14 protein-coding genes and 1 pseudogene are annotated in these 18,932 nt (G+C 73.8%); 11 read left to right on the top strand and 4 right to left on the bottom strand.

The window, feature by feature from the left end:
- Positions 1-90: 90 nt before the first annotated feature.
- From ACFY0D_RS14300 to ACFY0D_RS14290, 3 genes and pseudogenes are all read right to left on the bottom strand, one after another.
- Positions 91-243, bottom strand: a complete 153-nt coding sequence (locus ACFY0D_RS14300) for a hypothetical protein (protein ID WP_390798619.1) — start codon at positions 241-243, stop codon at positions 91-93.
- A 132-nt stretch (positions 244-375) separates the two neighbouring features.
- Positions 376-831, bottom strand: a complete 456-nt coding sequence (locus ACFY0D_RS14295; RefSeq protein WP_390798618.1) for a hypothetical protein — start codon at positions 829-831, stop codon at positions 376-378.
- Positions 832-969: 138 nt separating this feature from the next.
- Positions 970-1,578 (bottom strand): annotated as a pseudogene (locus tag ACFY0D_RS14290) (thymidine kinase); the annotation flags it as partial.
- A 285-nt stretch (positions 1,579-1,863) separates the two neighbouring features.
- Between ACFY0D_RS14290 and ACFY0D_RS14285 the strand changes: the two are divergent.
- On the top strand, positions 1,864-3,924 hold the full coding sequence (locus ACFY0D_RS14285) for a DUF4157 domain-containing protein (protein WP_390798617.1): 2,061 nt from the start codon (positions 1,864-1,866) through the stop codon (positions 3,922-3,924).
- Between the two features lie 220 nt (positions 3,925-4,144).
- Here the strand turns inward: ACFY0D_RS14285 and ACFY0D_RS14280 are convergent, their stop codons facing one another.
- Positions 4,145-5,503, bottom strand: coding sequence for a hydrolytic protein (locus ACFY0D_RS14280; protein WP_390798616.1), 1,359 nt, complete (start codon positions 5,501-5,503; stop codon positions 4,145-4,147).
- 178 nt (positions 5,504-5,681) lie between these two features.
- Here ACFY0D_RS14280 and ACFY0D_RS14275 point away from each other — a divergent pair, with 178 nt between their 5' ends.
- The 10 genes from ACFY0D_RS14275 to ACFY0D_RS14230 all read left to right on the top strand — a co-directional run bounded on the left by ACFY0D_RS14275 (position 5,682) and on the right by ACFY0D_RS14230 (position 18,891).
- Complete coding sequence (locus tag ACFY0D_RS14275; protein WP_390798615.1) at positions 5,682-6,353, top strand: LuxR C-terminal-related transcriptional regulator; 672 nt, start codon at positions 5,682-5,684, stop codon at positions 6,351-6,353.
- 178 nt (positions 6,354-6,531) lie between these two features.
- Positions 6,532-9,699, top strand: a complete 3,168-nt coding sequence (locus tag ACFY0D_RS14270) for a hypothetical protein (protein ID WP_390798614.1) — start codon at positions 6,532-6,534, stop codon at positions 9,697-9,699.
- Positions 9,696-10,400, top strand: coding sequence for a DUF4255 domain-containing protein (locus ACFY0D_RS14265; protein WP_390798613.1), 705 nt, complete (start codon positions 9,696-9,698; stop codon positions 10,398-10,400). Before ACFY0D_RS14270 ends, ACFY0D_RS14265 begins: the two co-directional genes overlap by 4 nt.
- Positions 10,401-10,417: 17 nt before the next feature.
- Positions 10,418-12,490, top strand: coding sequence for an ATP-binding protein (locus ACFY0D_RS14260; RefSeq protein ID WP_390798812.1), 2,073 nt, complete (start codon positions 10,418-10,420; stop codon positions 12,488-12,490).
- Between the two features lie 198 nt (positions 12,491-12,688).
- Complete coding sequence (locus tag ACFY0D_RS14255; RefSeq protein ID WP_390798612.1) at positions 12,689-14,245, top strand: phage tail sheath family protein; 1,557 nt, start codon at positions 12,689-12,691, stop codon at positions 14,243-14,245.
- Positions 14,246-14,279: 34 nt separating this feature from the next.
- The gene (locus tag ACFY0D_RS14250) at positions 14,280-14,720 is read left to right on the top strand and encodes a phage tail protein (protein WP_030388073.1); all 441 of its coding nucleotides are present in this window, start codon (positions 14,280-14,282) and stop codon (positions 14,718-14,720) included.
- Positions 14,717-15,214, top strand: a complete 498-nt coding sequence (locus ACFY0D_RS14245; RefSeq protein WP_390798611.1) for a hypothetical protein — start codon at positions 14,717-14,719, stop codon at positions 15,212-15,214. The genes ACFY0D_RS14250 and ACFY0D_RS14245 overlap by 4 nt, the downstream gene beginning before the upstream one ends.
- Positions 15,211-15,369, top strand: a complete 159-nt coding sequence (locus ACFY0D_RS14240; protein WP_167739575.1) for a DUF6760 family protein — start codon at positions 15,211-15,213, stop codon at positions 15,367-15,369. Before ACFY0D_RS14245 ends, ACFY0D_RS14240 begins: the two co-directional genes overlap by 4 nt.
- A gap of 4 nt (positions 15,370-15,373) precedes the next feature.
- Complete coding sequence (locus tag ACFY0D_RS14235) at positions 15,374-18,412, top strand: hypothetical protein (protein ID WP_390798610.1); 3,039 nt, start codon at positions 15,374-15,376, stop codon at positions 18,410-18,412.
- A 53-nt stretch (positions 18,413-18,465) separates the two neighbouring features.
- Positions 18,466-18,891 (top strand): phage tail protein, encoded by a 426-nt coding sequence (locus ACFY0D_RS14230; protein ID WP_390798609.1) that lies wholly within the window; start codon positions 18,466-18,468, stop codon positions 18,889-18,891.
- The last annotated feature ends 41 nt before the right edge of the window (positions 18,892-18,932 follow it).

Here is an 18,932-nt window from a genome sequence, read left to right as displayed (position 1 = left end):
GGCGTGCGGCCGTAGCCAGGCGGCAGCGCCGGCGGCATGCCGGGAAGCTGCTGTGGTGATGTGGAGCGGAGGAGCCGGAGGCGCGAAGCGCTAGCCGTGGCCGTGCAGGGCCGTACGGCGCGTCTTGGGCGCTACGGCGAGGGCCTCGCCGGCCGGGTCGACGACGGTCGCAACCCCGGCGGCCGGGCGCATCCCGAAGGCGGCCTGCTGCAGGCACTGCCTTGAGGAACGTGTGCGACCCATGGGCCGAGTGTACGGCCCACCCGCCGGCCCGACGGCCGGGTACGAGGGCGGCGGAGCGCGCGGTGCGGCGCACCCGGACCCGGTTTCCACTCCTGGAGATCAATGTCGTGCCGCGGGAGACCCCTCTCCGGCTCACGGCACCGTGAACCAGCAGACATCGCCGGAGTCGGGCAATCGGGAATGCGGCTCAGCCTCCGCGGCGATCCGCATCAAGACCTCGGCCTTGTCCGCCCTCCACTGCAGGAACGGCTCGCGTGTCGACTCCGTCAGATCGCCCGCTCGCGCTCCGGCGTCATACAGATCGCCGACGATCCGCAGGAGCAGCCCCAGTTGCGCCTCGAACGAGGCGCCGCGTCCGAGCAGACTGCCCACCGACCCGCTGACGACGGAGAACCCGAGCCAGTCGTCGTGCGCGTACTGGATCAGGTATTCGAGCTCTCGGCGATACGCTTCCTGCTGCACCATGACCATGGCCGCTCCACCGGATCTGCTGAACGGGCGATGGATCACGGTCACCTTCGGGTCGTCCGACAGCTCCCCCTGCTCGCCGGGCCGAACGCCGCCGCCCTCCGCGATCCGCAGCACCAACCTGCGGCTCCTCGGGCTCGGACCGGTCTGTGTCGTGGATGCTGCCGGCCCTCGGCACGGGGCGCTCCGCCGTCCGCGGCCAGGTGGGCTTCGGCACCCGGCCCATCGCGCCCGGATGAACGGACACGGACCGGCCCGTCAGGCGTGGTTGACCGGGAGGACGTCCGGGGAGAGGGCGCCGGCCTGGGCCGCGGCCGAGGTCATGCGGCGGCGGTGGTGGCGGCGGCAGAGGACCTCGTAACCGATCTCCTCCGCCGGACGGTTCACGTCGCCGACCACCACCTGGGCGCCCTCGACCACCATCTCCCCGCCCACCGTACGGGCGTTGTGCGTGGCGCGGGCCCCGCACCAGCACAGGGCCTCCACCTGGAGCTGCTCCAGGCGGTCCGCCAGCTCGATCAGGCGCTGCGAGCCGGGGAAGAGTTTGGTGCGGAAGTCCGTGGTGATACCGAAGGCGAAGACGTCCAGGCCGAGGTCGTCCACGATGCGCGCGAGCTGGTCGATCTGCTCGGGGGCGAGGAACTGGGCCTCGTCCACGATCACGTAGTCCGCCCTGCCGCCCTTCGACAGCTGGGCGACCAGATACGCGTACAGATCCATGCCCTCCGGCGCCTCGACCGCCTCCGTCACCAGACCCAGCCGCGACGACAGCTTGCCCTCGCCCGCCCGGTCGTCACGAGTGAAGATCACGCCCTGGAGTCCCCGCGCGTCACGGTTGTGCGCGATCTGGAGCGCCAGAGTGCTCTTTCTCGACCATCCTCCAACTCAGGTCAGGTCACTTCCATGACACTGCGCCATGCCCCGCTTCACCCACTCCCTGAGCCTCGGCGAGCATGCCTGGCGGCAAGGCCCTGAACGCGGCAGACGGCCTCCAGGGTGCAACGCCGTTCGGGCCTCGTGCCCACGCAGCGGGTGGTGGCGCGGCGGGAGCAGCGGGGTGTTCCCCCAGGTCTGCCCGAAGGGACATGTCCCCAGACGGCTTTCGCGGGTAAGCAGGTGTACGTCCCGCCGCATCCCCGAAAGGCATGCCCCATGCGTATCCCCGCCCGCGACAAGACAACAGCCGATGCCTCCAAGGACAGCTCGGCCCCGTCCCGGCAGGCGCGTCCGGGCGAGGAGCGGGCCTCCGCCGCTCCCGCGGCGGCGACGCTGTCGGCGCTCCAGCGGTCCGTCGGCAACGCGGCGGTGGCGCGCATGCTCGCGGCGGGCCACAGCGCCGGCCCCGGGCATGAGGACGCACCGGTCCAGCGGGCGACCGCGCACCAGGTGCTCCGGTCGCCCGGGCGGCCGCTCGACGCACCCCTGCGCGAGGAGATGGAGAACCGGCTCGGCGCCGACTTCTCCGACGTACGGGTCCACTCCGATCCCCTCGCGCAGCGGTCCGCGGCCGAGATCGGGGCCCGGGCGTACACCTCGGGCAGCCATGTGGTCGTCACGGACGGCGGGAAGGACAAGCACACCCTCGCCCACGAGCTCACCCATGTCATCCAGCAGCGGCAGGGGCCGGTCGCGGGCACGGACACAGGCCACGGGCTGCGGGTCAGCGACCCCGGCGACCGCTTCGAGCGGGAGGCCGAGGCCAACGCGAGCCGGGTCATGGCCGCGCCCGCACCCGACGTACAGCGTGCCGCCTGCGAGGGGCACGGCACGCACGCGCCGGTGTCCGGTGAGCGGGCCGTCGTCCAGCGCAAAGGGCCCGAGGAGCTCGGCTCCACGCTGCCGGCCGACCCGCCGCGTGCCGGAGGGATGTTCGGCCGGTTCATGGCGAAGACCCGCACGATGCAGGCGCCGCCGGACGACCTGGTGGCGCGGGTGCGGGCGGGCATCGCCGCATACGACAACGATCCCAACCGCGACCCCATGCACTGCATGATGGCGCTGACGGACCTCACGCAGGAGTTCGCCCCGGCCGAGGAGGACGCGGCCGCGGCCGTCAAGCCCTGGCTGTCCGCCGCGCTCAAGGTCGTCAAGGACGAGCTGGTGCTGGTGAACGACCAGCTCGTCCGCGACAACGAGTTCCCCGACGCGGCGCGGGAGCCGTTCGAGGCGATGACCGAAAAGGGCATGCTGTGGCAGCAGGAGCAGTGGGCCGACAGCGCGGCCGCGTTCCAGATGCACGGGGCCAGCTACTTCCGCGAACTGTCGGAGCTCAACCGGGCCGGGATGACCAAGGAGATCGCCGACGGCCGGGGTGACCGGAACTGGGTCGCCGACGTGAAGACCAAGCTGACGGCCGAGCTCCAGCAGAGCGTGCTGTGCCACTACACGGGCAGGTCACGGGCCGAGACGATGCTCGCCCAGAACCAGATGAAGTCCAAGACCGAGCTACTCAGGGCGAACCCCGACGCGCCGAACAACTCGGAGGCGTACGACAAGCACGTCCTGGCCAACGAGGGCTTCGTCTTCTTCTTCCTGGAAGTGAAGGACAGCCCGTTCCGCGAGACGCGGTTCGGCGGCGATGAGCCGGCCCGGATCCAGATCCCCCTCGCCAAATCCCCCCTGATGAACGAGGGCTGGCTGATGCTCAGCGACTTCGCGCAGCGCGAGTACCCCACCGTGCGCGCCAAGCCCGAGGACCCGGCGCAGACGCAGGGCAGGCTGGGGACCCGCGAGGAGAGCTTCTCGCCCGAGTTCTCCCTGCCGGTGCGGAAGTTCGACATCGGGGCGGGGGCGGCGGCCGACTCGCTGGACATGGAGCAGGTCATGGAGGCGATGCAGAACGAGAAGGACCCGGAGCGCAGGACGCAGGTCCTCTTCACCACGACCCAGGCGCTGTCGGACCCGCACAGCACCATGACCTACGGTTCCGGCACGCAGGAGCAGGTCCATCCGGAGCGGCTGCGGTCCAACACCCTGATGGGCCGGGACATCGTGCCGGGTCTGGTGGAGCGGGCGGTCGTGGAGATCCAGCGCCTCGGAGAGGTGAACCCGCAGCTCGCGGACCGGCTCAAGGCGATGTCCGGCGCCGATCTGATGCGTTTTCTCCTCAAGGACCTGCTGCGGCCGCAGGCGATGCTGCCGAACACGGTCGACCTCAGCGCCGCCGAGGTGCTCCTGGCCTCCGGTCAGAAGGTGGGAGTCCCCACGCACTGACCGGAGCCCAGGACCTAGTCGAGATCAAGCCATCTTTTCTGGCTCGGTCAACTCTTGCCCAGCGGCCCCGAGTTCACTGCTCTGGGGCCGCCGGGATGAGAACGTACGGTCGAAGAACGGGCACCTGAACGGTCGCCGGAGTACCGATTTCCGGACGATGCGGCAAAGGCGCCCTTTGCCCTGCCGCACGACCTGACCGACGATGGCTGTTCCGCTTGGGTCACCTGAGGTCGCTCAGCACACCGCTCACGTTGAGCACCTCGTGGCACTCCTGCGCCTGCCGACCGGTGGCAGGGGTGCCCGGCTTCGCGCAGGTCACCTGGACGGTCACAGTCTGACTTTCGGTGATGCTGATGGGGGTGACCCAGTGGTAGTCCTGGTTGCGGAACGTCTCCAGCGCGATCGTGGTGATCTTGCGGTCACCGAAGCTGATGGTCACCACCCCCTCGTCGCCCTGGAAGTTGGCGACAACGATGTCCGTGATCCCGAACGCCTTGCCAGCGGGCACCGTGTAGGCGCCGGTCTCGGTCTGCCCGCCGCCCGTCTGCAGGTCGATGGTGGCCGAGCTCTGCTGCCCTCCGGCGCCGCCGCCGCCGGACCCGGACCCGGCTCCGGCACCCGCCCCGGCTCCCGCACCGCCACCGCCCGTCCCGGGCTGGGGGCTCTTGCCTCCGCCGCCCGGCTGGTTGCCGCCGCCGGCCCCCGGGATCTGCCCGTTCGCGTCCGCAGCGGGCGCGGGCCTGTTCTGGACCGCCTGGTCGGCGGCCTCCTTGGCCGTGCTGCGCACGGCCGGGCGCACCAGCATGAACCAGGCGAGCAGCAGCGCGAGCAGCGCGGCCAGTACCGCGAGCAGCCAGGTCGGGAAGATCGGGATCTGGACGAACTCCACCTCGAGCGGGGCCCGGACGGCGCCCGGCTCCTGCCGCTCCTTGCCGTCCTCGCCGTCACCCTCACCCGTTTCGGCCACCTCGACGGTGAACGGCCAGGTGACCGGGGATCCGAACCACACCGGCTTGCCGGTGCGGACCTTCAGCACCACCTCCGCCGACTCCCCCGGTTCCAGCTTCAGTGCCGCGGGAGCGAAGTCGAACTTCAGCTCCTCACCCGGCTGCGCGGGCGTGAATCCGAGCCGTACGGGGGCGTTGCCCTCGTTGCGCACGGCCAGTCGATAGCGCCCTCGCAGCCAGCCGCGGCGGCGTTTGGGAGCGCTCTCTGCGCGGAGTTCCCGGAACTCCTCGATGTGCACGGTGGTCTCGGGGACCCGCACGGACTCGGGGTGCTCGGTGGGCAGCACGCGCACGGCGAGCGGCACATCACCCGCCCTCACCTGCGACGAACGCGGCGGGGCCAGGTGGATCGTCACCGTTTCCGAGGTGCCGGGGTAGAGGGAGACGCGCTCGGGTTCCACCGTGGTCCACGCAGCGCAGTCGCCGACGACCTCCAGGCGGTACGCCTCGACGATGTCGCTGTCGTTGCGGACGGTCAGGCTGGTGGATGCGGTACCGCCCGGCGTCACCGATACCGGCGGGATGTCGAGGTCGGGCGCGCCAGGGCTGGAAGAGGCTGCTGGGGATATCACCCCTCGACGCTAGGGCGACGCCCCGGCCACTTCCAAGGGCGTGAGGGCAACGCTCCGGGCAGCCCCGATGCCCCCGCGGACTGTCCTCAACTCCTCGCACCCAAACACCTGTTGACCCCTGTTGACCATCCCTCCCCATCCGCGTCCCGACGTACGCATCACGGAACAGGTACGACACATGCCCCAGCCTGAGAACAACGGACCCGCCCCCTCATCCGGCGCCGGCCAACGGGTCACCGTGGCCGTGTACGCATCTGACCCGATCCTGCGCGTCGGGGTCGTCCACCAGCTGCGCCAGCGACCGGAGATCGAGCTCGTCGACGACTCCGGCGCCGACGGCGCGCAGGTGTCGCTCGTGACCGTGGACAGCGTGGACGAGGAGACGGCCGCCCTGCTGTACCGGCTGCGGCACAACTCCGACACGCGCACCGGGCTCGTGGTCGGCACGTTCGAATCCGGGGACGCGCTCCAGCGCGCCATCGATTGCGGGGTCACCGCGGTGCTGCGACGCTCCGAGGCGGACCAGGACCGGCTCCTGCGGCTGGTCCTGGCGATAGCGAACGGCGAGGGCGTGCTGCCCGGTGACCTGCTCGCGAAGCTCCTCGACCACGTCGGCAGTCTCCAGCGTTCGGCGCTCGACCCGCGCGCGGTGTCCCTGTCCACGCTGACCCCGCGCGAGGCGGACATGCTGCGCCTGGTGTCAGAGGGCCTGGACACCTCGGAGATCGCGCACAAGACCTCGTACTCCGAACGGACCGTCAAGAACGTGCTGCACGAGGTCATCACCCGGCTGCAACTGCGCAACCGCACGCATGCGGTCGGCTACGCCCTGCGCAACGGGCTGATCTGACCGCACGGCGGGCCTGGCAGCCGGCCGGGCGGGCGGGCGGGCCCCGCCGCCACTGCCCGAAAGCGCACCCGGTGCTTCCCCCGGGTCCGGCCCCGCGGCCCTGCCGGTCCGCACGTGCGGGGCCGCAGGGTGGAGGGGTCATACGTAGATGCTGCACCGGACGGTGAGGTGGACCCTGATGGGCACGGGTGGATCCGGCGGTCGGCAACCCCGCTGGGGGAGAGTCGGCGCGTCGCTGCTGCTGGTGGTCCCCCTGCTCGCGGTGACGGCGGCCACCGGCCCCGGCAACGCCGAGGCACGCACCCTCGCGGCCGACGCCGGTGACAGCCGGGTCGCGTACGCCGGTACGCGGCACCGCAGCCTGGGCGGGGTGGCGACCGGCACGTCCAGCACCCCGCTGTTCGGCGAGGGACCGGCCCACCAGGACCTCCAGCCGGCCGCGTTGGGCGACCAGTTGGTCTTCGCCAGTCGCCGCGACGAGCGGACCCCGCAGGTCTACCTGCGGTCCGCGGACGATTCGGTGCGCCGCCTGACCAGCGGCCTCGACGTGGCGAACCCCCGGCTGACCCCCGACGGCCGGACGGTCGTCTTCGACTCGGCGCCGCCCGCCGGGTCCGGTGGCACCCAGCGCGACCTGTGGCAGGTGCGCACCGACGGCACCCGCCTCACCCGGCTGACCGACACCCCCGCGAACGAGGAGCACCCCACGGTCTCGCCGGAGGGCGGGCGCCTGGCGTACTCCAGCGACGAGGACCGGGCCGCCGGACGGCAGGTCTACGTACGCCCCCTGCGGGGCGGCGCCGCCACCCGCGTCACCGACCCCGCCAACGGCGCGGCCACCGAGCCCGTGTGGAACCCGAAGGACGTCGCGGCGAACCGGGACGTCATCGCCTACACCGCCACCGGATCCGCCGGGCCCCGTCTGCGGTGGACCGACGGGCGCGGCGACGGGCCGCTGCTGGCGGGCGCCCAGGCTGGCTGGCGTACCCGCGGGGCAGCGTGGCTGCCCGACGGGGACGGAGTGCTCTTCCTCAGCCCGGACCGCACCTGTGACTGCGAGGGCGACTGGGACCACGTCTTCCGGGTACCCGCGCACTCGGCGAACACCCCCCAGGTGGTGCTCAGCGAGGACCGCGAGGTCGGCCCGCCCACCTGGCTCGGTCCGCTGAACGGCGGCGGCGTGGTGGTCGAGCGCACCTCGGCCGCCGGGCCGCACGTGGTGACCCTGCAGGACGCCCGGATGGACGGCTCCGACCCCCGTGACCTCGGCCTGACCATCCTCAAGGAGGACCCGGCGGCCGACACCAACACCGACCCCACCAAGGACCCGCTGTTCCAGCCCGCCCCCGGGTTCGACCCGTGGACCGAGCGGCAGAACTACACGCCCGACGGGCGCAGGATCGTGGTGACCCGCTTCGAGGACACGCCCGACGGCCGGATCGAACGGATCTGGATCGCGGACGCCGACGGCTCCCGCGCGGCGCCCCTGCCGCTCGCCGGCCGCGGCCCCAAGGACCGGGACACCGACCCGACGTTCTCCCCCGACGGCAAGTCCCTCGCCTTCACCCGGACCTCGCCCGGCGGCGCCGCGGGCCCGTCGCGCATCCTGATCGCGGACGCCACCACCGGCGCGATCCGCGGGGAGGTCACCCCGCCCGCGGGCCAGCCGAAGGGCGGCGACGCCCAGCCCACGTGGTCCTCCGACGGCACGACCCTGGCCTTCACCCGCAACCTCGTGATCAACGGCGGCGGCGGCAACAAGCACATCTGGACCGTGCCCGTGAACCGGCTCGACCAGCAGCGCGACCTGAGCGCCACCGTCTGCTTCGGTGCCTGCGAAGTCATCGACGACAGCCCGGCCTTCTCACCGGACGGCGCCACCCTTGCCTTCAACCGCAAGAACGGCGGCGGCCGCGTCGACGAGCGCAGCGGCATCCTGCTCGCCGCAACGGCGGGCGGCACCTGCCGGGTCCTGCTGCCCGACGCCGCCCGCGACGTCCCCGGAGCCTGCGGCCGGGAACTGCCCGAACCCACGGACAAGGGACCCTTCCAGCCTCGCGACGCCGCCTGGACCGCCGACGGCAAGAGCCTGGTACTCAGCGCCCGCGGCTCCCGCGCCCCCAATAGCCCGGAGAAGCTGAAACTGGTGGACGTGGCCTCCGGCGCCCACAACCTGCTCGTCACCGGCCTGCCGGGCCGCCAGAAGGAACCCAGCGTGCAGCAGTCCGTGGACCTCGCGGTCCAGGCACCGGACAAGGCCGCGCCGCTCACCGTCGGCGGCTCCGCCACCGTCCGGGTCGACGTCGTCAACCACGGCCCGGCGGCCTCACCCGGCACCCGGCTGACCGTCGCGCCCCCGCCCGGCGTGAGCGTCACCGCGCTCACCGCACCCGGCGCCACCTGTGACCCGGCGACACTGACCTGCGCCCTGGGCGTGGTGCCCCCCGGCACCACCGTCCCGGTGACCGTCACCCTCACCGGCGTCACCCCCGGCGACCAGCCCGTGAACTGGTCGGTCACCGGCACCGTCCTCGACCCCCGTCCCAGCGACAACGCCGACCGGACCGTGGTGCCGGTACGCGAGGCACCCGTACCCCCGAAGCCGACCCCCACCCCGCCGACGCCGACCCCGACGACTCCGACCCCGACGACTCCGACCCCGACGACGCCCGCGCCGCAGCCTGAGCCGCCCGCACCCGCGGCGGGCCCCGGAGTGCGCGTCACCGCGCAGCCCAACCCCGGCTACGTGGGCGGCCGCGTCGTCATCACGTACACGGTCCGCAACGGCCGCAACGCCCTGGCCACCGGCCTGCGGCTGCGCATCGGCCTCCCCGAAGGCGTGCCCCACAACGGGCCCCCGCCGGGCTGCGACCAGACCTGGGTGTGCGCGCTGCCAGACCTGGCACCGGGCGCCCGGACCGTCCTCCAGGTCGTCCTCAACCCCGACAAGGCGCTCACCGGCCGGGTGACCGGCAACCTCACCACGACCGGCACCGACGCCGACCCCGGCGACAACACCGCCGAGCAGCAGCTGCGCATCCTCCAGCCGCGCATCGTCGCCGTGCCGCCGATCGGCAAGCCCGGCTTCGTCACCTCGGTGCGCGGCGAGGACTTCCCGCCCGGCGTGCCGGTGCGGTTCACGTGGAAGCCGGGCATCACGGCGGCGGCGGCACCGACCGTCCCGCGGCCCGACGGCACGTTCATCGGCCAGCTGCTGATCCTCGCCAAGGACCAGACCGGCCCCCGCGTCATCATCGCGAGCGGCCCCGGCTTCTCCCCGGTGCAGACCGACTTCCTCGTGGTCAACGGCACCGTGCAGCCGCCGGGCGAGGTGACCCGCCGGTGATCCACGAGGTCGACGAGGGGCTGCGCCGGCTGCTGGCGGAGTCCGGTCTGGAGGCGTCGGGCGTCGAGGTGGTGTTCGACGCGCCGACGCGTGACTGGGCGGCGCGCCGCAGCGCGCCCACGGTCTGCGTGTTCCTGTACGACATCCGCGAGGACCACACCCGGCGCGGCAGCGGCGCGGGCGAGGTGTACGACGCGGACGGGTTCGTCGTCGCGCGCCGCACCCCGCCCCGCTGGTTCGAGCTGACGTACCTGGTCACCGCGTGGGCGAGCAGACCGCAGGACGAGCACCGGCTGCTCTCCCAGGTACTGGCCGTCCTCGTGTCCACCGACACGCTGCCCCCGCGGCTGCTCGGTGGCACGCTCGCCGAACTCGGCCTGCTCGTGGACGTGGACGCGGGGGGCACCGGGATGGACGCACCGGCCGCCTCCGACGTGTGGTCGGCGCTGGGCGGCGAGCTGAAGCCGTCGCTGGGGCTGCGCGTGAAGGCACCGCTGGCAGGCATCAGCAGGGTCACGGCCCCGCCGGTCACCGAGGGGCTCGTCGTGCGCTCCGTACCGCAGGCCGAGCCCGACGAGACCGACAACGCGCGCCGGTTGCGCTACGTCGAGCTGGGCGAGCCGGGACCGGAGGGCTTCGGCGGCTCCCGGGAACGGCCGAAGGCTCCCGCGCGCCGCCGACGAGGAGAACGGCAGCCGTGACGCAGACCATCCAGCCGATGGCCGCGCCCGCGACCCCGGCCGACACGACCCCGTACCTCTGGACACGGCTCCAGATCGTCGAGGAGCGGGTGCGCCAGGCCGTGGCGCTGCGGCGCGCCGTCGATCCCGACCCGGACGACCCCTACCGGGGCCAGTACCTCACCCCCGATGCGGTCGCCCGCATCCTGGACGCCCGGCACGACCCCGGCCTGCCCGCGCTCGCACCGGCCGGCCCCCCGCCCGGCTCGCCGCTCGAGGTCCTCGCCACGCGCTTCGCGCTGACGCCGCTCGACCTGGACCTGCTCCTGGTCGCCCTGGCGCCCGACCTGGACGCCCGCTTCGAACAGCTCTACGGCTACCTCAACGACGACCTGACCCGCCGTCGGCCCACCGTCGGCCTCGCCCTCGAACTGTGCGGCCGCACCGGGGCGGCGGCCGCGCGGTTCCGGCTCTCCCCCACCGCGCCGCTCGTCGCGGGCGGTCTGCTGGAGGTCACCGAGCCCGAACGGCCGCCCCTGTCCCGGGTGCTGGCCGTCCCGGACCGGGTCACCGCCCACCTCCTGGGCGACACCTCGCCCGACCCGCGGCTGGCCGACGTGCTCGGCGAGGCCGCCGACGACCCGGCCGTCGACCCGGCCGAGCTGCACCGGGCCGTCGCCGCGGCCGGCAGCGGCACCGGCCACGTCCACCTGCGGACCCGCGGCGGCGATCCCGTCGGCCTGGCCGCCGCCGCGCTGCGCGCGTGCGGGCTGAGCCCCCTGGCCCTGGACGCGGCGGCGCTGGCCCACCACGCCCGTACCGTGCCCGAACTCGCCCGCGCCGCCGCCCGCGAGGCCGGCCTGACGGGCGCCGGGGTACTGCTCGGGCCGCTGGAGGAACTGCCCGACAAGCCCGATGAGCGGGCCCGCGTCCTGCGCACGCTGTGCACGGTGCTGCGCGGCATCCCCCTGTTCACGTACGGGACGGGCGGCTGGGAGCCCGCCTGGGCGGCCGACACCCCCGTCACCCTGACGGTGGCGGCCCCCGACCCCGGCCGGCACGTCACCCGCTGGCGGCACGCGCTGGAGCGGGCCGCCGGGGAGCACGGCGCGGCAGGGGACGCCGACGCCCTCGCCCGCTCGGTGTCCGCGCACCGGCTCGACGCCGGGCAGCTGCGCCGCGCCGCCGACACCGCGGTGCGCACGGCCTCGCTCGACGGCCGCCCGGTCTCCCCCGGCGACCTGCGCACCGCCGTACGGGCCCAGAACGGCGCGGGGCTCGCCCGCCTCGCCCGCCGGGTGGAGCCCGCGGTGGGCTGGGACGACCTGGTGCTGCCCGCCCCCACCCACCGCAGCCTGCGCGAACTCGCCGTACGCGCCCGCCACCGCGACCAGGTGCTCGGGCAGTGGGGCATGCGGCCGGGTGGCGGGCGCGGGCGCGGGGTGATCGCGCTGTTCGCGGGTTCCTCCGGCACCGGCAAGACCATGTCCGCCGAGGTCGTGGCCGCCGATCTGGGCATGGACCTGTACGTGGTGGACCTGTCCACGGTCGTCGACAAGTACGTCGGCGAGACCGAGAAGAACCTGGAGCGGATCTTCACCGAGGCGTCGGCCGTCAACGCGGTGCTGCTGTTCGACGAGGCCGACGCGATCTTCGGCAAGCGCTCGGAGGTCAAGGACGCCCACGACAAGCACGCCAACATGGAGTCGGCCTACCTGCTCCAGCGGATGGAGTCCTTCGACGGCATCGCCATCCTGACCACCAACCTGCGGGCCAACCTCGACGAGGCGTTCACCCGCCGCCTGGACGTGATCGCGGACTTCCCCGTGCCCGACGCCACCCAGCGCCTGGCCCTGTGGGAGCGGTGCCTGGGCGACCGGCTGCCCCGGGCCGGCGACCTCGATCTCGCCTTCTGCGCGGACCGGTTCGAACTGGCCGGAGGCTCGATCCGGGCCTGCGCGGTGACCGCCGCCTACTCCGCGGCCGCATCGGGCGAGCCGCTGACCATGCCCCAGGTGGTGACGGCGGTCGCCCAGGAGTACCGCAAGCTCGGCCGCCTGCTCCTGGAGGGCGAGTTCGGACCGTACGTGGACCAGGTCACGCACGTGTGAGCCGGGCGGCGGCGGACGGGCCGGGTGTGCTGCCTGGCAGGTCCGGCGGGGGCGACCGGGAGGGCAGCGCACTTGCCCCCGGCCAGGTCCGAACGCCCCTGCCGCCGGCGACGGCCGCCGGAAAGGCTGTGGACAGACCTGAAATGCAGCACAGCGCAGCGCAACGCAGCACAGCACAGCCAGAGCGAAGGAGCGAGCATGCCGACGTACCTCACCCCGGGCGTGTACGTGGAGGAGGTGCAGTCCGGTGCTCGCCCGATCGAAGGGGTCGGCACCGCCGTCGCCGCGTTCGTCGGGTTCGCCCAGAGCGGCCCGTTCCACGAGCCCACGCTGGTCACCAACTGGGACCAGTACAGCCAGCACTTCGGCGGCTTCACCGAGGGCACCTATCTGGCCCACGCGGTCTACGGGTACTTCGCCAACGGCGGCGGCGCCGCGTACGTCGTCCGCATCGGCGGGTCCGGCCAGGACGCCTCCGCCCCGGCCGCCGCGGGCGGCCGCCCCCAGACCCGCGCGGTGGAGCCGGCCGAGCTCGGCGGCTTCCTGGTCGCGGCCCGGCCAGGTGTCACCGGCGTGTCCGTGGAGATCGCCGACGCGGACGGCGAGAACCCGCCCGAGGACCGCTTCAAGGTCCTGGTCCGCCAGGGCGAGCAGGTGGCCGAAACCTACGAGGTGTCCGCCCGCAAGAACGTCAAGGGCTACCTCGTCACCCAGGCCCGCGCCTCGAAGCTGATCGAGGTCACCGAGCAGCGTGGCGCCATCCAGACCCGGCCCGCCACCCAGACCGTGGCCCTGCCCGACGCCCCGGACGGGCCCGCTCCGGCCGGCCAGGGCGAGGTGTCCCGGCTCGACCCGGCCGAGTACGTCGGTGACGCGGCCGCCCGTACCGGGTTTGCCGGCCTGGAGACCATCGACGAGATCACCATGGTCGCGGTGCCGGACCTGATGAGCGCCTACCAGCGCGGCGACATCGACGCCGAAGGCGTACGCACCGTGCAGCTCGCGGTGATCTCGCACTGCGAGCAGATGGGCGACCGGGTGGCCGTCCTGGACACCCCGCCCGGGCTCTCCGCGCAGCAGGTGCGTACCTGGCGCAACAACGAGGCGGGCTACGACTCCCGCTACGCCACCCTCTACTACCCGTGGGTGCGGGTCTTCGACCCGGCCGCCGGGCGCAACACGACCGTCCCGCCGAGCGGCCACATCGCCGGTGTGTGGGCGCGTAGCGACGCCGAGCGCGGTGTGCACAAGGCTCCCGCCAACGAGGTGATCCGCGGTGCGGTGGACCTGGAACTGCGCCTGAGCAAGGGCGAGCAGGACCTGCTCAACCCGATCGGCGTGAACTGCGTACGGGCCTTCCCCGGCCGGGGCATCCGGATCTGGGGCGCCCGCACCCTCTCCTCCGATCCGGCCTGGCGCTACCTGAACGTGCGCCGCCTGTTCAACTACCTGGAGGAGTCCATCCTCCTGGGCACCCAGTGGGTGGTCTTCGAGCCGAACGACGACCGGCTCTGGTCGAGCATCCGGCGCAACGTCACCGCGTTCCTCACCGAGGAGTGGCGTCGTGGCGCGCTGTTCGGCCGCACAGCGGCGGAGGCGTTCTACGTCAAGTGCGACCGGGACAACAACCCGCAGGAGTCGATCGACCAGGGCCGCGTGGTCTGCGAGATCGGTGTCTCGCCGGTCAAGCCCGCCGAGTTCGTGGTGTTCCGGCTGGCCCAGTTCTCCGACAGCACCAGCCTCGTCGACGAGTGACAGCCGCAACAGCAAGGAAAGGTGAAGGACAGTCATGGCAGAGGGCGATGCTCTTTCCACTCATATCTTCGGCGTACAGCTCGGTGGTTACCTGGTCGAATCGATCCAGGAGATCAGCGGCCTGACCGTCGAGGAGGAGGTCGTCGAGGTCCGCCAGGTCAGTGCGGAGGGCAAGCAGATCATCCGCAAGCAGCCCGGCGCCCGCCAGGCGGGCGAGGTCACGATCACCCGGGGACTCGACAAGAGCAGCGAGTTCACCAAGTGGATCAAGGAGACCCTGAACAACGGGGCCGTCGACACCGCTCGGCAGAACCTCACGATCGAGATCAAGGACTCCACGGGTGCGACCGTCCGCCGCATCCAGCTGATGCAGGGCTGGGCCTCCAAGTGGGAGGGCCCCTCCCTCAAGGCCGGCGAGTCCGCCGCGGCCACCGAGTCCGTGACCATCGTGTTCGAGGAGATCATCGTCGAATGAGGCGCCGTACGGTCACTGCGGGCAGCCTGGAGGAGATCCTCCAGGTCACGGCGCCCGCCCAGGCCCCGGAGCAGGCGGCGGCACCCCCGGCCGCCGCCGCTGCGGCCCCGCGCGAGGACCACGGGCTGCGCACCGAGTTCGAGTTCGAGCTGCCGCGCGGATACGTGGACGAGGCGGGCACCGTGCACCGGCACGGCTCGATGCGCCTGGCCACCGCCCGCGACGAGCTGCGCCCGCAGATCGATCTGCGGGTCAAGGAGAATCCGGCGTACCTGAGCGTGGTGCTGCTCAGCCAGGTGATCACCCGGCTCGGCACGATCACCGACGTGCACGCCGGGATCGTGGAGCGGATGTACGCGACCGACGTCGCGTTCCTCCAGGACTTCTACCGGCGCGTCAACAGCGAGGGGCACACCCGCGCGGCGGTCACCTGCCCGCACTGCGAAGGCGGCTTCGAGGTCGACCTCTCCGGTGGGCGCCTGGGGGAATCGTGACGTACGCCCTCCCCCGGCTCAGGGAGGAGATCGCGTACATCGCCTACCACTTCCACTGGCAACGCGACGAGATCCTCGACCTGACCCATGGCGAGCGACAGGAGTGGGTCACCGAGATAGCTCGTATCAACACCCGTGTGAATGAAGGCGGTTGAACACATGGCATGGCGGGACAGGCTGCGTCGGCGCGCCGCCGTGCCGGACGCCGCGACCGATCGGCGGGAGACGGCGCCCTCCGGCGGCCCGGCGTCCGCGGTTGCCGCACGGGAGGTCGGCGTACCCGGCAACTGGGACGGTGGCTGGCGCATGACGGCGCCGCCCGTACTGACCGTGTCCCGCGCACCGATGGGCGTCAGCGACGGGCTGGCCTTCCGGTCCGGCCTGGCCGCGTGGCGCGATCCGTCGTTCGACACCGGGCTCGCCCACGCCCTCCTGCCGTCCGCCCCGGCCGGTCTCGTGCGCGGGGTCGCCCGCCCCGCCACCACCCGCCCCACCCACAGCGGCGGCGGCCCGCTGCTGCTGCGTGCGCTGCGGATCCCGTCCGAGGCGGACACCGCGCCGGGGGCGGAGGAACCGTTCGAGCAGGTACGGACCGCGGCTCCGGGCGCACCGGGCGCACCGCGGAAGCGCGACACCTCGCCGAAGCGCGACACCCCGCAGATCTCGCGCCGGGTGCGGTCCGGCGCCCCCTCGTCCGGCGCCCCCTCGTCCGGCGCCCCCTCGTCCGGCGCCGCGTCGTCCAGCGCTACGTCGTCCCCTGCGAGCCCCTCGGGTACGCGCGGGCCGGCGGCGGGTCCGGCGGTGTCCGGACCGGGCGTGCCCGGGTCTGCGCCCGCGTCCGCGGCGGGCACGGGCCCGTCCACGCCGAACACCGCATCGCCGTCCCGCAGCGGCGAGCCCTCGCGTTCTGCCGCAGGCGGCGGCGTGGCACCGGGCCCGGCAGTCGCCCGTGCCACCGCCCGTGGCGGCGCGCGGGAGGTCCGGTCGGGCACGGAGGCGTCGGGCCCGGCACCGACCGGTGGGGCGCCCGGTACCCGTGGCCTCACGCCCACGCACTCCGCAGCCGTGCTCGGCACACCCGCTCCCGCCGTGCAGCGGGCCGAGGCGACGGGCAGCGGCACCGCCGTGTCCCCGGCCGCGCCCGGCCGCACGCCGACGCCTCCGCGGTTCCCGCTGATCCGGCGCATCGCGGTGGTCCCCGGGGCATCCGCCGAAGGTGCCCCGGCAGCCCGGGCAGCGTCCGCCGGGCGTACCTCCACGTCTCCGTCCGGTCCGTCTGCCGCGTCCACCGCTCCCGTCCAGCGGGCCGCGGCGCGCACGTCCGATTCCGGCGCACCCGCCGCTGCCACGGGGTCCACGCCCGCCGCGGCGGCCGTGGGCGCCCAACACGGCGGTACGAGCGGGGAGTTGCCCGACCCTGAGGCCTCCGGCAGCACCCGTACCACCGTGGTCCGGCCGCACGCCGCCGGCCGTGCGCTGACCGTGGCCCGGGTCCCTGCCACCCCCAGGCGCCGCGTGTCCGTCGTGCGTCCCACCTACGCTCCGACATCCGCACCCGCGCAGACGGCCCCGGTCCCGGCCGTGACCCCGGCCGACTCGGACACGCCCGTGCAGCGTGCGGGAAGCCGCGCACCGCTCGGCGCCCCGCTGACTGATCTGCCCGCCGCAGCCGGGCCGTCGGCCCACCCCGCAGCGGCATCCGACTCCGCGCCCGCCCCGGCGATGCCCATGGTCCAACGCCAGGCAGAACCCGCCGCCGACCGTCCCGGTCCGGCCCCGGTCACCACCACGGCCGACCCGCAGACGGCCGTGCAGCGTGCGCAAACCCGCGCACCCCTCGGCGCCCCCCTCGCCGAACTGCCGTCCACGGCCACGCCGTCGGGCCGCCCCGCAGCGGCATCCGACTCCGCGCCCGCCCCGGCGATGCCCATGGTCCAACGCCAGGCAGAACCCGCCGCCGACCGTCCGGCCTCGGGACAGTCCACGCCACGGGTCCGCACCGGCCTGGGGGCGCCCCTGCCCGCACTGCCGCCGAGCGCCGCCGTGCCCACGTCCCCCTCAGCCCGGTCCGGAGCGGCACGGCCCGGCTCCCCCGCCGACGTTCAGCGCGCGCCCGCGCCCACGGACGCCGCGCGGCCCCAGGCACCGTCCGTCCACGCGCCTCTGCTGGGCGCGGGCGACGTGCAGCGCCGTACCCCCGCAACGACCTCCCCGGCCCCGACGCCCGGCGGCCCGGCCGGTGCTCCCCCGCTCGTCCAGCGGGCCACCGCCACCTCGCCGGACCTCCCGACCCCGCAGAGCACCGCTCCGTCCCCGGCCGGGCCCGGCACACCCACCCGGTCCCGGCGCAGCGACGGGCCGTCGCCGGCCCGCGGCACCGGCCCGGTCCCGCTCGTCGTCGCCCTCCCCGTCACCGACCGGGGCGGAACCCCGCACCACACCCGCAACGCCGCGGCGGCGCCCGCGCCCCGCACCCTCCAGCTCCTGGCTGCACGGCCCCTGCCCCTCGACACCCGTGACATGGGGAGCGCGGCTGCCCCGGCTCCCCGCCCGGCAAGCCGTCCCGTGGTCGCGGCACGCTGGCCCGCCCCGTCCACCGCACCGCAGCAGGTCCAGCGAGCCTCCGACGGGCCACGGGGAACGACCGCGCCGACACCGGCGCGTACTTCTGCCTTCCCGGGTCACGGCCCGCGGCCCGTGCACGCCGTGCGCCCGGCGCCCACGTCGGCCGCCCCCGCTCGCGTCGCGGCCACCGCGCTGCCCGTGACGGGCCCGCACGCGCCGCCGCTCGTGGTCCAGCCGTCCGTGGCGGCCGCGTCGTCGGCGCGGCCCGTTCCCGTGGTGCGGCCCAGAACAACGGCCCCCGCCGTCTCCCCGGCAGCGACCGGCACCGCGCCACCGGCGAGCACGCCGCCGGTGCAGCGCGACACCGGTGGCAGCCGGAGCACCCCCGGTCCGATCAGTGTCCAGACCGCCGCGCCCTCGACCCGCGGCGACCGACGCCCGGCCACGGCGCAGGGAACCACGGCGGCCGGCCGACACGAGCGTTCGCGCGATGCGGTGCCGCAGCAGCAGGGAGGCGACCTCGACCTGGACGATCTGGCACGCCGTCTGCTCGATCCGGTCGCCCGCCTGCTGCGCACCGAGTTGCGGCGCGGCCGGGAACGCGCGGGCCGGCCCTTCGACGGCCGCCGCTGAGCACGCTGAGCACGCTGAGAAACACGTACGAACGAGAAACGGACGACGGACCGATGACGGACAACATCTTCGCGACCAGCGTGTTCTTCCGGCTGGCGATCGGCGGCAACGACCTGGGCGCCTTCCACACCTGCTCCGGCATGGGCGCCGAGGTCGAGATGGAGAGCTACGCCGAGGGCGGCAACAACGGCTTCACCTGGCAGCTGCCGGGCCGCGTGACCTGGTCGAACATCACCCTCACCCGGCCCGTCACCGCCGACACCGCGAAGATCGGCCGCTGGCTGGACGAGACGCTGCGACGGGTCGAGCCCAAGGACGGCGAGATCGTGGCCCTGCGGCCCGACCTGAGCCGGATCATCAGCTGGCAGGTGTTCGGGGTCGTCCCGGTGAGATGGCAGGGGCCGTCCTTCGACCCCGCCAACTCCGCGGCGGCGGTGGAGACCTTGGAGATCGCCCACACGGGGCTGCTGCCCTCCTGACCGCCCGGCACCCCACCCCCTGTTCGTCCTCGCCCTCACCC

It is taken from the genome of Streptomyces sp. NPDC001502 (assembly GCF_042894785.1).
Lineage (GTDB): Bacteria > Actinomycetota > Actinomycetes > Streptomycetales > Streptomycetaceae > Streptomyces > Streptomyces kutzneri.
Note: the sequence above shows the minus strand (reverse complement) of the source record. Positions and strands in the feature narration are given on the sequence as shown.

Bases quoted from the DNA above. Each gene is read 5' to 3' on its own strand.
- ACFY0D_RS14300 (WP_390798619.1), bottom strand. From the start codon at position 243: ATGGGTCGCACACGTTCCTCAAGGCAGTGCCTGCAGCAGGCCGCCTTC.
- ACFY0D_RS14285 (WP_390798617.1), top strand. From the start codon at position 1,864: ATGCGTATCCCCGCCCGCGACAAGACAACAGCCGATGCCTCCAAGGAC.
- ACFY0D_RS14275 (WP_390798615.1), top strand. From the start codon at position 5,682: ATGCCCCAGCCTGAGAACAACGGACCCGCCCCCTCATCCGGCGCCGGC.
- ACFY0D_RS14270 (WP_390798614.1), top strand. From the start codon at position 6,532: ATGGGCACGGGTGGATCCGGCGGTCGGCAACCCCGCTGGGGGAGAGTC.
- ACFY0D_RS14260 (WP_390798812.1), top strand. From the start codon at position 10,418: ATGGCCGCGCCCGCGACCCCGGCCGACACGACCCCGTACCTCTGGACA.
- ACFY0D_RS14255 (WP_390798612.1), top strand. From the start codon at position 12,689: ATGCCGACGTACCTCACCCCGGGCGTGTACGTGGAGGAGGTGCAGTCC.
- ACFY0D_RS14250 (WP_030388073.1), top strand. From the start codon at position 14,280: ATGGCAGAGGGCGATGCTCTTTCCACTCATATCTTCGGCGTACAGCTC.
- ACFY0D_RS14245 (WP_390798611.1), top strand. From the start codon at position 14,717: ATGAGGCGCCGTACGGTCACTGCGGGCAGCCTGGAGGAGATCCTCCAG.
- ACFY0D_RS14235 (WP_390798610.1), top strand. From the start codon at position 15,374: ATGGCATGGCGGGACAGGCTGCGTCGGCGCGCCGCCGTGCCGGACGCC.
- ACFY0D_RS14230 (WP_390798609.1), top strand. From the start codon at position 18,466: ATGACGGACAACATCTTCGCGACCAGCGTGTTCTTCCGGCTGGCGATC.